The organism is Steroidobacter sp., from assembly GCF_036402275.1.
GTDB lineage: Bacteria > Pseudomonadota > Gammaproteobacteria > Steroidobacterales > Steroidobacteraceae > Steroidobacter.
This window is the reverse complement of sequence record NZ_DASWTF010000033.1, coordinates 328,726-343,077: the sequence shown is the minus strand read 5'-3', so window position 1 is coordinate 343,077 and position 14,352 is coordinate 328,726. Positions and strand designations below refer to the sequence as shown.

Below are 14,352 nucleotides of genomic sequence, written 5' to 3'. Positions count from 1 at the left end.
TTAGTTCAGATATGGATCGCCGACGCTGCGGCTTCGTACTGCTTTTGCCGGGTTGCCATAGGCCACCACATTGTCTGGCAGGTCTCTGTTGACGTAACTGTTGGCCCCGACCACGGTGTCATGCCCGATCTTCAGCCCGTGCTTGATCACTGCGCCGATCGAAATGGCGGAACGTCTTCCGATCTGCACCGTGCCGCCCGTGATCGCCCCCGGCGCCAAAGAGGAAAAATCTAACATCGCACAATCGTGATCGATCGATGCTTGTGTATTGAGCAAGCAGAAGCGGCCGACGCGCGAGTTGGGGCCGATGACTGCCTTGGGCATGACGACCGTGCCTTCGCCTATCTCGCTGAAGGACGACAGCACGGCGGATTGGTGTATGAGCGAAGGAAATCGCAAGTCTCCGTACTGCCGCACCAACTCGGCGTGTAGGCGCTCCCTGACCGCGTTGTCGCCGACGGCAATGGCAAATGAAAGCTCGTCCTTCAGGTCCAGCTCTGAAATGTTACCAATGACGCCAATGCCAAGCAGCGTCGCGCCACGTTTGTTGGCGTCGACGAAGCAATTGATTTCGTAGCCGGCCGATAGTGCCACGCTTGCGACGCTGACGGCGTGACCGCCCGCTCCAACAATAACGAGGTGACGTGATTCCTGCGGCGTGCGATTTGTCATTGCTGGATCCGCTTCGGCGTACAGTCGAACGGGTAGTTTAACTTCGCCGATAGCGGATCAACAAAATTTGTCGGTGAGGCACCGATAACAATGATGCCGCCCCTGTACGTCAGGCGCCGCGCTTCGGGCGGCGCACGGCGCGCACTTTTCCACTGCCGCCGCCGCCGCAGAAGAATCGATCGGCGCCGTCGGACTCGAGCCCCGAAACAAAAACGCCCGCCGGCATGTCCAGTTGCTCCTGCACTTCTCCCGTGCGCGGATCGATGCGACGCAATTCGCTCTCGTCGCCTTCCCACGTCGCATGCCAGAGCTCGCCATCGACCCAGGTCACACCAGTGACGAAACGATTGGATTCAATGGTGCGGAGAATCGCGCCGGTTTGCGGATCGACTTGATGAATCTTGCGCTCGCGATATTGACCGACCCAGAGCGTTCCTTCCGCCCAGGCGAGCCCGGAGTCGGCGCCGCCGCCAGGTGCTGGAATCGTGGCGAGGATGCGGCCGGTTTTCGGGTCGATCTTATGAATGCGATCCTCGGCGATCTGAAACAAATGCTGACCGTCGAAGGCCGTGCCGGCATGCGCGGCGATATCCAGCGTGCGGGTTCGTTGGCCGCTGGTCGGATCGATGGCGTTGAGTTTGTCGCCGGAGGCAAACCAGACTTGCTGACCGTCGTAGGACACGCCGCCCACGTTTTCCACCCCCTCGAAGGGGCCGTATTCACGAAGGACGGTGGCTGCTGCTTTTTTCATGATGTTGCCCTCGGGCAGGAAGTGCGATCGGTGGTCTCATACTAGTCGCTGGGCAGCGGGGCAGGGAGTAACAAGGTCGTCGTGAATCCCGGCAGGGGCGGAGTCATCCAGCGGCGCGCCCGGCCGCGGCCGAACGACTGCGCCTTGCCCTCCGCGGCCAGTGAATCTAGCGCGCGCTGCACGGTGCGCTGGCTGGCGCCGAGCGCGAGCGCCAGGGCGGAGCTCGACCAGGATTCACCGTCGGCCAGGAAAGCGAGCACGGCGGCGTGTTCTTCTTCTACTGGTCGCGCTAGTACTACGACTTCCGGTGCTCGACGCGGCGTTAGTGTGAAGCCGTCTTTGGTCGCATCCACGCTTGCCAATGTGCTCAGCATTTTTCGGAGGCGGCCGATCTCGACACGCAAGCGCGCTCGGTGCGATTCGTCCCCGTGCTTGGTTCTGAATGCTCGCGCGATGAGGGCGCCTCTCGGAACATCTCCGGGCCAGGCTTCTGCAAGGGCGCATGCCAGCTCGAATAGGACTGGCCGTGTAGCAAGCGAGATGGTGGTGCGCGCGTCGCGTACAACGTAGCGGCATGCGTCCACGACCAGCGCATTCGACGCCATGACGGCTTCCACTTCATTTAGTAACAGAAGGCGCTCTTCGCCCTGTTTCATCAGACGTGCAGCTGGCGTCTTCAACGCCAGATACGCGCCTTCCACTTCCGCCACCAGCGCGGGAATGGCTGCTCGATAGGCCGCTTGCCTGGCTCGATCGAGCGCATCGTGAGCTGCTTTCGTGCGAAGACGGCGCATCGCAATGCCTGCGACGACCAGTTCGTGAGCGGCTCGCAACGCGGGCGGGAAGGTGGCGGGATCGAATTCCGTCAACGTTCGTTCTGCTTCGTCGATGCGCCCGATCAGAAGAAGGCGTCGCATCGACAGGTATCGCGCGTGGGCGGCGTTTGCAAAGTCGCCATGCTCTTCGAGCGTCGCGCGAGCTGCGTCGAGCGCTTTCGGCGGCCAGCCCAGATCGCGCATGGCGAATGCAATTTCAGCCTCGGCGACCACACATCTAGCCTTGGCTACAGATTCCTTCGGGCTGAAAGCGCGCGCGGCGCTTCGCACCAGCGCTTTGGCTCGAACAAAGTCTCCTAACTGCGCCATTGCTATGCCTCGCAACGCCAGCGCCGGCGCGTCGTCGCGCAAGGCGACGCGCTTCAAGGCGCCCAGCGGATCGCCCGCCGCGAGCGCGCGTGCGGCAGCTGTGATCATCGAGTCCATCGGAATCCCGCCAAATTTGTCACTCCCTAGGTGCGATTGCCCGGCCCTAATCTAACTCACGAACGATGCGGACATCGCACAGGAGACCGGATTATGACCTCACATACGACTGGAACACGCGACCAATGGCTGGCGGCTCGGCTCGATCTGCTCAAGGCGGAAAAGGAGCACACGCGCCGCGCCGATGAACTTGCGCAGCGACGTCAGGCGCTGCCTTGGGTGCGCGTCGAGAAGCACTACCGATTCGACACCGATGAGGGCCTCGCCACGCTGGCGGACCTGTTCAGAGGCCGCTCGCAACTGCTGGTTTATCACTTCATGTTCGGGCCGGATTACAAGGCAGGCTGCGTGTCCTGCTCGGCCGTCGCGGACGGATTCGCAGGTAACGTTACTCACCTGGCCAACCACGACGTAACGCTCGCTGCCGTATCACGCGCGCCGCTGGCGAAGCTGCAGGCGTACAAGCGGCGGACGGGATGGACGTTCCCGTGGGCTTCTTCGCACGGCGGCGATTTCAACTTCGACTTCAATGTTTCGTTCACGGAAGAGCAGCAGCGCACAGGCGCCATCGAATACAACTACGCAGTTGGTGAGCACGCCATGGACGCGGCGACGCAGGTGCCGCCTCCGGTTTCCGATAACGCGATCATGTGCGGCACCGATGTCGCCACTTACGCGCGCGATCGGCCGGGCCTGAGCGCGTTCGTGCTCGAGGATGGCGTTGTCTATCACACGTACTCCACTTACGCGCGAGGACTGGACGGCTTGTGGGGCATGTTCCAGTGGCTCGATCGCGCGCCCAAGGGGCGGAACGAGCAGAACGTCTGGTGGCGGCGTCGTGACGAGTACGCTCAGGCCGGTGCGCGCTGAGCTTTGGTAGATGGAACGAGCGCAGGAGATTTCACGCATGGCTACCGAACAAGTTTCGCAGCGGGTTTTCTTCTGCGTCTCGGCATTGTTCTTCGTGACGAGCGCGGTTGTGACATTCGTCTGGTGCTCGTCCATGTCGGCAATGAGCGGGATGCCCATGCCCGGCGGCTGGACCATGTCCATGGCATGGATGCGAATGCCCGGACAAACATGGGCTGGCGCAGCTCTGTCGTTCGTGGCGATGTGGGCGGTGATGATGGTGGCGATGATGCTGCCATCGTTGCTTCCCATGCTGTTGCGGTATCGACGGGCCGTGAGTGCGGACGGCCAAGTGCCTCTTGGCCGTCTCACTGCACTGGTTGCTGCGGGATATTTCTTCGTCTGGACCTTGGTCGGAGCGGCTGCCTTTCCGTTGGGCGTCTCGCTCGCCGCGCTCGAGATGCAACTACCCGCTCTGGCTCGCGGCGTGCCGATCGCTGTCGGCATCGTCGTCGTCATCTCCGGCGCGCTTCAGTTCACCGCCTGGAAAGCTCATCACCTCGCTTGCTGCCGCGGCGCATCGCTATGCAAGCCCATTGTTTCATCCACATCGCGCGGCGCCTGGCAGCACGGCCTCCGCCTCGGCCTTCACTGCAGCTACTGCTGCGCCGGCCTCACCGCCATCCTTCTCGTCATCGGCGTCATGGACATCCGCGCCATGGCCATCGTCGCCATCGCCATCACCCTCGAACGCCTCGCGCCCGCCGCCCAACACGTCGCTCGCGCAATCGGCGCTGTCACCATCTGCGCAGGAATGTCTCTAATCGCCCGCGCGGTTGGGCTCGCGTGATCTGCTTGTTTACCCGATCAACGAGCGGCGCGCGACGATGACGCCGTCTTCGTCGGCATACAGCCAGTCGCCGGGGCGGAAGGAGATGCCGCCGAAGCGGACGGGGAGGTCGCGCTGGCCTTCGCCGCGTTTGTCGGTTTTGAGAGGGTGAGTGCCGAGGGCTTTGACGCCGATGGGCATGTCGGCCATGGCGGCGGAGTCGCGGATGCAACCGTAGACGACGATGCCACTCCAGCCGTTGTCCACCGCCTTCTTGGCTAAGAGATCGCCGACGACGGCGCGGCGCATGGAGCCGCCGGCATCGATGACGAGTACGCGGCCGTTACCGGCTTCGGCGGTGAGCTCGCGGACGAGAGAGTTGTCTTCGAAGCATTTGATGGTGGCGATCTGCCCGCCGAATTGCAGCTGACCGCCGAAGTCGCCGAACAGAGGTTCGCAGACTTCCAGCTCGTCGCTGAATTGATCGCAGAGATCGGCGGTTCTGATGTCCACGGCGGCGTCCCGAGTTGAATCAAGACGCCGAAGTTTGCCGGACAGGGAAGAATCGGGCCAGTCGCCGCCTCGTCGGCAGGCGCCGCGCCGCGAATTTCTTACTTCTTCTTGCCGAGCAGCCGAGACAACAACGAGTTGTTCTGCGGCAGCTTCCGAATGCCACTCTCGGACAGCTCGACTTCGCGGGCCTCTTCGAGCAGCTCTTCAGCCAAGCTCTTCTTCAGGGACTTGTGCTTCCCGGTCGGATCGGACCGCTTGGTCGCAGGGCTCGCGGACTTGGCCGCGACCTTGGTGTCCAGCGCTTTATGAACGCCGGTGCCGTTCAGCTTGAACGCACCCGTGGCATTGGCTTTGAACGCGCCAGTCGCGTTGGGCTTGAAAGCTCCAGTGGCGCCAGGCTTGAACGTGCCAGTGGCGGAGCTCAGCGCGCCCGTGGCGTTCGGGCGGAAGGCACCCGTCGCATTCGGACGGAAAGCGCCCGTCGCCGAAGGATCCACTTCCATCGTGACCGTCGGCACCACCGGCGCGCGATTGGCGCGGGCGTTGTTCAGCTCGACGACGTTGTTCTTCGGCTCTTCCGGATCGGCGCGACGCGGCTGAGGCGCATCCTTGAAGCGCGCCTGCTCGGCGACGCTGATACGCAGCACCGACGGCGAGGCGAAGAATGTTTTCAGATAGCCAGCGACCGCCTCGGCGGACACAGCTTCCTTGAAGAAGCCCAGCCGCAGCGAATGCACGATCTTGCCGCTGCCGGCGGTGGCAACGGAGTAGAGGCTATAGGCCTCGAAGATATCGAGGTGCGGCATGGTGTCGAGGTTCACCGGCTGCTCGGACGCGGCCAGCTGAATCGCAAACCACTTTTCCTGTGCGCCGTCGTTCAGCTCTTCCGTCGTCAGCGCGCGGATGGTCTGCGTGCTGTCGAGGTTGGGATGCTTTAGGGACGACTCGCGAACCGGCGCGGGCGGCACCGGCTTCAACATCGGAGCAGCAGGCTTGGCCGCAGCCGGCGCCGCTGGCTTTGCCACGGGCGGCTCGGGCTTCTTGGCCACGGGCGCGGCGGGCTTGGCCGCGGGTTTCGCAGGAGCACCCTTCTTTGCCGCCGCGGCCGGAGGCTGCTGAGCAGCGGGCGTTGCCGGCGCGTCGTCATAGAGATCCAGCTCGAACGCGTCGACTTCTTCGATGCGGACGCCCTTGCCAACGTGATACGGCTCGTTCGGCGCAGCGTTCGATTTCTGCGCGCTGGCCGGCGTGGGCGCGGGATCGGAGAACGTCAAGGCGGGCACGCGCACGCTGGCTGCCGTATCGAGCTTCGGCGGCACGGCCTGGGGCGCGGGCGGCGTGACAGGTTTGGCCGCCACAGGCGCGGGCGGCGTGGCAGGTTTAGCCGCCACAGGTGCGGGCGTGGCCGCTTTCGAGACCTTGAGCTTGGTCGTGTCGAGCGCCGCGAACTTGCCGCTTAACAGACCGACAGCCAGCGGCTCCTTGGCCGGGGCTGGCGTGAGCGTCGGCGCGGGCTCGTCGTCCCAGCTCATCTCGTCGAGGCCGACGGCCTCGGTCAACGCTTTGATCTTCGGCAAAGACGCGGACGTGACCGCGGCTTTGGTTTCTTCGTCCGGCTCCCACGTCATTTCGACGATTTCTTCGACAGGAGCCTTGACGGCAGCCTTCGCGGGTTGGCTCGGCTTCGGTGTGGGGGCGGGCGCTTTGGCAGCAGCAGCGGGCTTGGCCACGGCAGGCTGGACGGCAGGCTGTGCCGCCGGGGCCGGAGCGGGTTTAGCAGCGACAGGAGCAGGAGCGGCCTTAGGCGCAGGAGCCGCAGCAACAGGAGCAGGCGCGGGCGTGTTGACGACAGCAACAGCGGGACGCGGAGCGGGAGCGGGGGCGGAACGTTCAGGCAGATAACCGCGCGCAAAGCGACGGTCTTCATCGCCGAGGCTGGTGGTGAACGCAGTCGGATACTGCTGGCGAACGACGGTGAGTACGCGTTCAGCATGCGCTTCGTTAGTGAAGAAGCCGAGGCGCAGACGATGGCGCGTGCGTCCGTCCTCGACGCGCGCGACCTGATAAAGCTTGTAGTTCTCGAGACCGGGCATGTTTCTTCCGGTCGTCGACACCGGCGCGATCGACGCGCACAGGTTGATGACAAACAGCTGCGTGCCCGGGCTCCCATTCGGGGGCACGAGCGGCGGCTGTGAGCTGTCCGGCTCTACGTAAACCTTGCTGGTGTTGTCGTCCACTGTTCTTCCCCAACCCGTTTCGCTGCCGTAACACCGCCCGCTTGCGGTGGACGCAGCTTCGCTGACGGAGACATTTCGACGGGGAAGTGAGCGCGCGTATGCGCATGGCGCTCGTGCACGGCGGTTTCGCTGTTTTCTTGTGTGGCGAAACCGTTGCCGCCGTCGTAAGCGGCCCCGTGGCAACCCCGCTGTCTTAGGAAATGAATCCGTTAGACCGGAAGCTTTGCGTCCTCGCCTTTCGGCGAGTTTGCCCAGGAATCTCGACTAGGAACGGCTTCGATAATCGGCACGCCTAAGCCATAAGTCAAGCAGTCCGGTCGCTTTCAGCAGACATGTGTATTTGGCGACAGGTAACGGGCTGCCATGGCGTTGAGGTTATGTCTCATCCGGTCAATTTTCTGGCGGTATCCAGACTGTTTTGTTACACCGCCATGCGCGTCCAGGCTTCCTTGCTCGCGCTGGCCGGCTCGCCCGCCATGATGCGCGGCGCCAGCTGAGAAACGATGTGCACCTGGGCGGCATCGGACAAACCGAGCGCTCGCAGGGCGCCCTCCAAACCTTCGATCAGCTGCCGCCGCTCGTTCTCGTTCGGGCAGCTGTCCCGCGCCAGCGCGGCGAGCTCGTCGCCCACGCTTTCCAGTGTTTCGGCGATCGAGGGCGCGAACTCGCTCAGGTCGCCACGCAGCCGCGCGGCGAATCGAAACGAGTTGTATGCGCACACGTACGCGCGATGTCTGAGCTTCAAGTTCTTCAACATTCCCACCGCATCGGTCTCCCGCACGAGGTCACGGGAGAAAGTGTGAAGGGCGACACGCTTCGCGCGGTGTGCGCTGGATCGCAAAACGCGGTCGCATTCCGCTGTTGCATTTACGCCGCGTTACAGATCAAGCACGTACGCGCGAACTATTTTTTGCTGCAAAAAATTAATGCGCGCAGCGTTGACAATGAGCCACTAACGTGGTGTCGAGTGCGGCGTTTCGTTTACTCGCAAGCAGCGCGTGATTAAGCGCGCCCGACGTTCCGATCGGTCGGCGAATGGAAATATTCGCTTTCTTCGGCGAACTGGCGCATCAGCTTGCGCAGTTCCTCGATGCGGCCCTGCGCGGTGCTGATGGGCTGGCACTCTTCGCACTCCGGATCCGAGCACGGCTGACGCGAGTACAGCCAGTACTGCACGGCGCCCGCCAGCAGACCGTCGGCGATGTCCCAGATGTCGGCCTTGTCGTCCGTGTCGGCGATCCGGTTGCCCAGGTCCACGGCTTTGCCGAAGGCTTCGCTGAAGGGGTTGTCGGTTTCCTGCATGGCATTGCTCGGGCCGGGGGCCCGTTGCTCTCATTAAAGATGACCCCATTGTACCGGCGTTGGAGGCGCTGACGAATACTGTCACTGCCTTGAAGACGGCGGCCCTGGCTGGTCTACTGTCATAAGGCAACGCCATTTACGAAGCCCGCCGCAAGCGGGCGAATTCATTAGAGGTTTCACATGGCCGACGATCGTAATCAGGACCCGCAGATGGACGCCGACGCGCTGTATCAGGAGGACAATTTCACCGACCGGCGCGTCGGCGCAATTCGTCGCCTGTCTCCGGTGCGCGCGGACGGCTCGGCCGACCCCACCCGCCCGGTGCTGTTCATCGGCCAGGCCGAGATCATGACCAACATGGGCCCCGTGCCCATCAACTTCGAGATCGAAGGCCCCACTCTGGCCGAGGCGGTCAAGGGCTTCGCGCCGGCGGCGCAGGCGGCGATCGAGCGCACGGTCCAGCAGATCCAGGAAATGCGCCGTCAGCAGGCCTCGCAGCTGGTGGTGCCGCAGGGACCGGTGCCGGGAATCACCGGCGGTGGGCGCGGCGGCGGCAAGATCCAGATGCCGTAAATCGACGATCAGGGTGATGGGGAAAGCCGCCCCATCATCGTGCGCGAGGCCGGCCGTGCAGGCCTCGCGTTGGTGCATGATGGATGGCCTCTGTCTTGGCCTGCCCTTGAATCACGCAAAATCTCAGGCCCCTTCCGACTGGCACGTTTTTCGCTCCATCGCCTGACATCAAGCTCGAGCCGCGCGGCATCGTCGCCCGGGCTCGCCCGCCGAAATGACTCGGCCGGGTCACAACAGAGGTCCGGATGTCGGCGAGCCCGTACGATGAAATGCATGCCGGCGACGGCCAGGTACGCGAGCATTACAAGACCTTCGCTTCCTGGCTGGCGCGCACTCCGACCGAACGCGTCGCTCACAAACGTGCCGAGGCCGACACGTTGTTTCATCGCGTCGGCATCACCTTCGCCGTGTACGGCGAGGAAGCGGGCACCGAGCGGCTGATTCCTTTCGATATCGTTCCTCGCATCATCCCAGCGGCCGAATGGAAACATCTGGCTGCGGGATTGAAGCAGCGCGTGCGCGCGCTCAATGCCTTCATCAACGATATTTATCACTCGCAGGAGATCCTGCAGGCAGGGCGGATTCCGGCCGAGCAGGTGCTTTGTAACGGTCAGTATCGGCCGGAGATGCAGGGCATCGACGTGCCGGGCTCCATCTATGCGCACATCGCGGGCGTGGATGTGGTGCGCGCGGGCGCGGGTGAGTTCTATGTTCTAGAAGATAATCTACGAGTGCCGTCCGGTGTGTCGTACATGCTGGAAGACCGGCGCATGATGATGCGATTGTTTCCCGAGCTGTTCGCGCTGCATTCGGTGGCGCCGGTCGAGCACTACCCCGATCTGCTGCTGGAGAATCTGCGAAGCGTCGCGCCCTCGGGCGTGAACGATCCAACTGTCGTGCTGCTCACGCCCGGCGCTTACAACAGCGCGTATTTCGAACACGCCTTTCTGGCGCAGCAGATGGGTATCGAACTGGTCGAGGGGCAGGATCTGTTCGTCGACGACGAGTTCGTCTACATGCGCACCACTCGCGGCCCGCAGCGGGTCGACGTGATCTATCGTCGCATCGACGATGATTTTTTGGATCCGCTGGTGTTTCGGCCGGATTCCATGCTGGGGATTCCCGGCCTGCTTGCGGCGTACCGCGCGGGACGAGTGACCATCGCGAATGCGATCGGCACGGGGGTGGCGGATGACAAATCCATTTATCCCTATGTGCCGGAGATGGTCCGCTTCTATCTCGGCGAAGAGCCGCTGTTGTCGAACGTGCCGACGTTTGTTTTGCGTCGGAAAGAAGATTTGGACTACACGCTGGCGCACCTTGGCGAGCTCGTCGTCAAGGAAGTTCATGGCGCTGGCGGTTACGGCATGCTGATCGGCCCGGCCGCGAGCAGCGCGGAACTAGCCGCCTTCCGCCAACGCATCCTACGCTCACCGGAGAAGTACATCGCCCAGCCGACGTTGGCGCTATCGGCCTGTCCCACGTTCGTCGAAGCTGGCATTGCGCCGAGGCACATCGACCTGCGACCGTTCGTGTTGTCCGGCCGCGAAGTCACCTTGGTTCCCGGCGGCCTGACTCGCGTCGCGATCAGAGAAGGCTCGCTGGTCGTGAATTCGTCGCAGGGTGGTGGGACGAAGGATACGTGGGTGCTGGAGCGATGAGCTCGCGCATAACGCCGCCAGTGGGTTTTATCTCCCCTTCGGGGAATGAGGAGAGGATCGGGTTTCCGGTCAGGGCCGTTTCCCCCGAAGAGGGAAACAAAAAAATCTTCTCTGGGCGAGGGAGCCCGCAGGGCGTACGAGCATGCTGAGCCGCACGGCCGATCATTTGTACTGGATGGCGCGCTACACCGAGCGCGCCGAGAATCTGGCTCGCATGCTCGACGTGAACTCCCGCATGTCCCTGCTCCCGCAGGGCGCGGAGATTCTCGAGCAAGGCTGGGTAGCAACGCTAACCATCATCGGTCTGATGGACGCGTTCCGTCAGCGCTATGACGCAGTCACTTCGTCGAACGTCATCGCCTTCATGGCCTTCGATCGCGACAACCCGCTGAGCATCTACAGCTGCCTGCGCGGTGCTCGCGAAAACGCGCGCGCAGTGCGCGGTACGCTCACATCGGAAATCTGGGAAACATTGAACGCGACGTGGTTGGAAATGCGCGTGGCCGGACTTCGGTCTTCGAATGAAGCCGAAGTGGGCAATTTCTTCGAGTGGGTGAAGTACCGCGCGCATGTGGCCCGCGGAGTCATCCAGGGCACGATGTTGCGTGACGAAGCGTGGCACTTCACCTGGCTGGGCACCTACCTGGAACGCGCCGACAGCACCGCCCGCATTCTCGATGTGAAGTACCACCTGCTGCTTCCTCGCGGCGAGCAGGCAGGCGGCGCCGCTGACTACTACCAGTGGAGCGCGCTGTTGCATTCCGTGTCGGCGTTCGAGATTTATCGACGCGTCTATCGCGATCTGATCACGCCTCGACGCGTCGCCGAGTTGCTGGTATTGCGCGATGATATGCCGCGTTCGTTGCGACGATGCATGTCCCAAGTTCACATGCATCTGCAATCAGTGCGGAATTCGCAGTCGTCGGAAACCGAGAGACGCGCCGGCGAGTTGCAGGCATCGCTGCACTTCGGTCGCATCGATAGCGTTTTCGAAATGGGGCTTCACGAATACCTCGTTCGTTTCCTAGGCCAGGTGCGAGATCTGGGTGACCGCGTGTCCCGTGACTTCCTGGTGTCGGCGGCGGATTGAACTATATTCAAGCATTCCCGGCGAAGCCGGGAATGCCCTGTTGGTGAAACGACATGCATCTGCATATCCGACACGAAACGTTCTATCGCTACGGCGAGCCCGTCAAACGCAGCGTGCAGAATCTGCGCCTGACCCCTCGTCGCGATCCGATGCAACGCGCGCTCAGCTGGAACATGTCCGTGCCCGGACGCTGCCGCCCGCAGGTGGATGCCTACGGCAACATCGTGCATCTGTTGACGCTGGACGAACCGCATCGCGAGATCCGGATCGTCGTGGACGGCGTCGTGGAGACTGCCGACGCCGCGGAAATGTCCGATGAAGGAACAATCTCGCCATTGGCGTTCCTCGCCGAAACGCCATTGACGCGCCCCGATGAAGCCATCGCCGCTTTCGCCCAACCACGCTTGCACGGCAGCGGCGACATGCGAGCCAAACTCCTCAGTCTGGCTGAAGCCGTGTGTGAAGAAGTGCGGTATGAAAAAGGCGCAACCGATGTCCACGAGTCGGCCTCACGAGCGTTCGCGCGAGGCGCGGGTGTTTGCCAGGATCATTCGCATATCTACATAGCCTGCTGCCGCAGCGCCGGCATTCCTGCACGCTATGTCAGCGGTTACTTTTACGTGGACAAGGACGGCGAGATTGCCAGCCATGCCTGGGTGGATGTGTGGACCGGCCGGGAAAAAGGCTGGATGTCCATCGACGTCACCCATCGCATGCCGACCGACGGTCGGCACTGCCGGCTGGCCGTGGGACGCGACTACCTGGACGCATGCCCAGTTCGTGGCGTCCGTCGCGGCGGCGGCCCAGAAGAAATGCAGGTCGCGGTCCGTATCGCGACCTCGGCCCAGCAATAGTCAGAAGCCGCAATCTCTCTGGTCGAGCGCGGCCCGTATCGGCTATGGTGCCCACCTTCTGACCATTCGTTAGTCATTGCTATGACGTATTGCGTAGGCATGCTGCTCGATGCCGGCCTGGTGTTCCTGTCCGACTCGCGCACCAATGCGGGAGTCGATCAGATCAGCACCTTTCGCAAGGTGACGTGTTTCGAGCGGCCGGGCGAGCGCGTGATGGTGCTGCTCACCGCCGGCAACCTGGCAATTTCGCAGGCCGTCGTGAATGTTTTGCACGAGCACGAGAACGAGCCGGGCGTGAGCATCTGGGGCGCCAAGAACATGTTCGAGGCCGCGCTCAGCGTCGGCGCAGCGCTGCGTGAGATTCATCGGCGCGATGCTGATGCTTTGAAGGAGCATCACATCGAGTTCAACGCGTCGCTGATCTTCGGCGGCCAGATCGGCGGCGAAGAGCCGCGGCTGTTTTGTATCTACGCGGCAGGCAACTTCATCGAGGCCACCGCGGACACGCCGTACTTCCAGATCGGCGAGTCCAAGTACGGGAAGCCGATCCTGGATCGCGTGATCTCACGTTCTACCAGCCTGGCTCAAGGGGCGAAGTGCGCGCTGATCTCGATGGATTCGACGATCCGGTCGAATCTATCGGTGGGGGTCCCGTTGGACCTGCTGTCGATCAAACGCGATGAGCTCAAAGTCCACAGCCACGTGAACATCGACGAGAACCACGCCTACTTCAGAATGATCCGCACTCGCTGGAGCGAAAGCCTCCGCCACGCGTTTCACGAGATTCCCGATCCGGAGTGGATGCGGAGGAGCTGAAGCCGTCCATATTTTCAACGGCGCGAGTCTTCGATCGTCCGGCCGGGCGCTTTGTTAGAAGCGCTTGCATTCGCCTGAGAGACCCACTCATCGAGGCGTTGATCGATGCGAACGAGGGCGCGATGAGCGCTACCCAGTGCAATACCACCAGCCGCGACCGCGCAGCCCCATGGATCCCCATTCCACAAGAAGACACCGAAGCCGAATATCAGCAGTGCACCACTCAGGATGCGACTAAAGGCTAACATGCGCTTGGGAGAAACAAGTGGGCCGAGGCCTGTCAATCCAATACGTCGGTCGACGGAGGTGTTGAGTGCGTCCACGCAGAACACCAGGCAAATTAGTGGTAGGAGCAATAACAGGCCGATGTATTTAGGTTCCATCTTCTTCTGTCTGTCTAACTTGCTGACGGTGCTTTAACAAAGCGTTCTTGTCCATTTGCCGAAGATCATCGGTGATCTCGAACCACGGCGCCTTCATCTCGACAAAGATGTGCTTGTCCGGTTGGAGCCGAGGATCGTCGTCGAGTAATCCGGCGGCGATCTCGAAGAGCTCCGAACTGTCTTCGGGGTCGGGCACACATGAACCACAGACCGTGCAGAAGCACACGCGATAAGCGGGTGGTGATTGCAGCAGCGGAGCCTCAAATGCCCTGATGAGCTCGCGACCGGAGATCCACCTGAAGTCCTCGCGACGTACACCAATCGCCGCCATGAACGCGGAGCCACTCACTTTCTTGCAACGATTGCAGTGACACAACTCGAACGGACCGACTACCCGATCGAGTTCATCTGTGCTCAGGCGCGCGGCTTCGTCTTCGCGCGCGATCGGGTTGCACGGCTTGTTGGGCTGTTCCGCAACGGCCCTTGATACCAAGTCTTTCTGAGAAGCCATTTAGCGTAGTCGCTGAAGATTTTAGTGAGCCCATTCGCCTGACGGTAGC

16 protein-coding genes and 1 riboswitch are annotated in these 14,352 nt (G+C 62.4%); of the genes, 7 read left to right on the top strand and 9 right to left on the bottom strand.

The window, feature by feature from the left end; translation table 11 throughout:
• The 3 genes from VGD45_RS16990 to VGD45_RS16980 form a co-directional block, all read right to left on the bottom strand.
• Positions 1-672, bottom strand: a complete 672-nt coding sequence (locus VGD45_RS16990) for an acetyltransferase (protein WP_331156520.1) — start codon at positions 670-672, stop codon at positions 1-3.
• Between the two features lie 109 nt (positions 673-781).
• The gene (locus tag VGD45_RS16985; RefSeq protein ID WP_331156519.1) at positions 782-1,423 is read right to left on the bottom strand and encodes a glutaminyl-peptide cyclotransferase; all 642 of its coding nucleotides are present in this window, start codon (positions 1,421-1,423) and stop codon (positions 782-784) included.
• Between the two features lie 41 nt (positions 1,424-1,464).
• Complete coding sequence (locus VGD45_RS16980) at positions 1,465-2,685, bottom strand: helix-turn-helix domain-containing protein (RefSeq protein WP_349263286.1); 1,221 nt, start codon at positions 2,683-2,685, stop codon at positions 1,465-1,467.
• Between the two features lie 93 nt (positions 2,686-2,778).
• Between VGD45_RS16980 and VGD45_RS16975 the strand changes: the two genes are divergently transcribed.
• A complete protein-coding gene (locus VGD45_RS16975) occupies positions 2,779-3,555 on the top strand; it encodes a DUF899 domain-containing protein (protein WP_331156517.1) in 777 nt (258 codons plus the stop codon).
• 37 nt (positions 3,556-3,592) lie between these two features.
• A complete protein-coding gene (locus tag VGD45_RS16970; protein WP_331156516.1) occupies positions 3,593-4,384 on the top strand; it encodes a DUF2182 domain-containing protein in 792 nt (263 codons plus the stop codon).
• 9 nt (positions 4,385-4,393) lie between these two features.
• Here VGD45_RS16970 and rraA read toward each other — a convergent pair whose 3' ends face one another.
• The 4 genes from rraA to VGD45_RS16950 form a co-directional block, all read right to left on the bottom strand.
• A complete protein-coding gene (gene rraA, locus VGD45_RS16965) occupies positions 4,394-4,876 on the bottom strand; it encodes a ribonuclease E activity regulator RraA (RefSeq protein ID WP_331156515.1) in 483 nt (160 codons plus the stop codon).
• A 98-nt stretch (positions 4,877-4,974) separates the two neighbouring features.
• Entirely contained in the window at positions 4,975-7,113 is a 2,139-nt protein-coding gene (locus tag VGD45_RS16960; protein WP_331156514.1) for a hypothetical protein, read from the bottom strand.
• Positions 7,114-7,288: 175 nt separating this feature from the next.
• Positions 7,289-7,375: riboswitch (cyclic di-GMP riboswitch) on the bottom strand.
• A 159-nt stretch (positions 7,376-7,534) separates the two neighbouring features.
• Complete coding sequence (locus tag VGD45_RS16955) at positions 7,535-7,870, bottom strand: hypothetical protein (protein ID WP_331156513.1); 336 nt, start codon at positions 7,868-7,870, stop codon at positions 7,535-7,537.
• Between the two features lie 245 nt (positions 7,871-8,115).
• Positions 8,116-8,415: a hypothetical protein gene (locus tag VGD45_RS16950; protein WP_331156512.1), complete on the bottom strand. Its 300-nt coding sequence runs from the start codon at positions 8,413-8,415 to the stop codon at positions 8,116-8,118.
• Positions 8,416-8,595: 180 nt separating this feature from the next.
• Here VGD45_RS16950 and VGD45_RS16945 point away from each other — a divergent pair, with 180 nt between their 5' ends.
• The 5 genes from VGD45_RS16945 (at position 8,596) to VGD45_RS16925 (ending at position 13,409) form a co-directional block, all read left to right on the top strand.
• Entirely contained in the window at positions 8,596-8,988 is a 393-nt protein-coding gene (locus VGD45_RS16945) for a hypothetical protein (protein ID WP_331156511.1), read from the top strand.
• A gap of 245 nt (positions 8,989-9,233) precedes the next feature.
• Positions 9,234-10,649, top strand: coding sequence for a circularly permuted type 2 ATP-grasp protein (locus VGD45_RS16940; RefSeq protein ID WP_331156510.1), 1,416 nt, complete (start codon positions 9,234-9,236; stop codon positions 10,647-10,649).
• Between the two features lie 142 nt (positions 10,650-10,791).
• Positions 10,792-11,739, top strand: coding sequence for an alpha-E domain-containing protein (locus VGD45_RS16935; protein ID WP_331156509.1), 948 nt, complete (start codon positions 10,792-10,794; stop codon positions 11,737-11,739).
• A 53-nt stretch (positions 11,740-11,792) separates the two neighbouring features.
• A complete protein-coding gene (locus VGD45_RS16930; RefSeq protein ID WP_331156508.1) occupies positions 11,793-12,593 on the top strand; it encodes a transglutaminase family protein in 801 nt (266 codons plus the stop codon).
• A gap of 81 nt (positions 12,594-12,674) precedes the next feature.
• The gene (locus VGD45_RS16925; RefSeq protein WP_331156507.1) at positions 12,675-13,409 is read left to right on the top strand and encodes a proteasome-type protease; all 735 of its coding nucleotides are present in this window, start codon (positions 12,675-12,677) and stop codon (positions 13,407-13,409) included.
• A 14-nt stretch (positions 13,410-13,423) separates the two neighbouring features.
• On the opposite strand, the gene VGD45_RS16920 is transcribed toward VGD45_RS16925, so the two are convergent.
• On the bottom strand, positions 13,424-13,792 hold the full coding sequence (locus VGD45_RS16920) for a hypothetical protein (protein WP_331156506.1): 369 nt from the start codon (positions 13,790-13,792) through the stop codon (positions 13,424-13,426).
• Positions 13,782-14,303, bottom strand: coding sequence for a GFA family protein (locus VGD45_RS16915; RefSeq protein ID WP_331156505.1), 522 nt, complete (start codon positions 14,301-14,303; stop codon positions 13,782-13,784). Before VGD45_RS16915 ends, VGD45_RS16920 begins: the two co-directional genes overlap by 11 nt.
• Positions 14,304-14,352 lie beyond the last annotated feature (49 nt).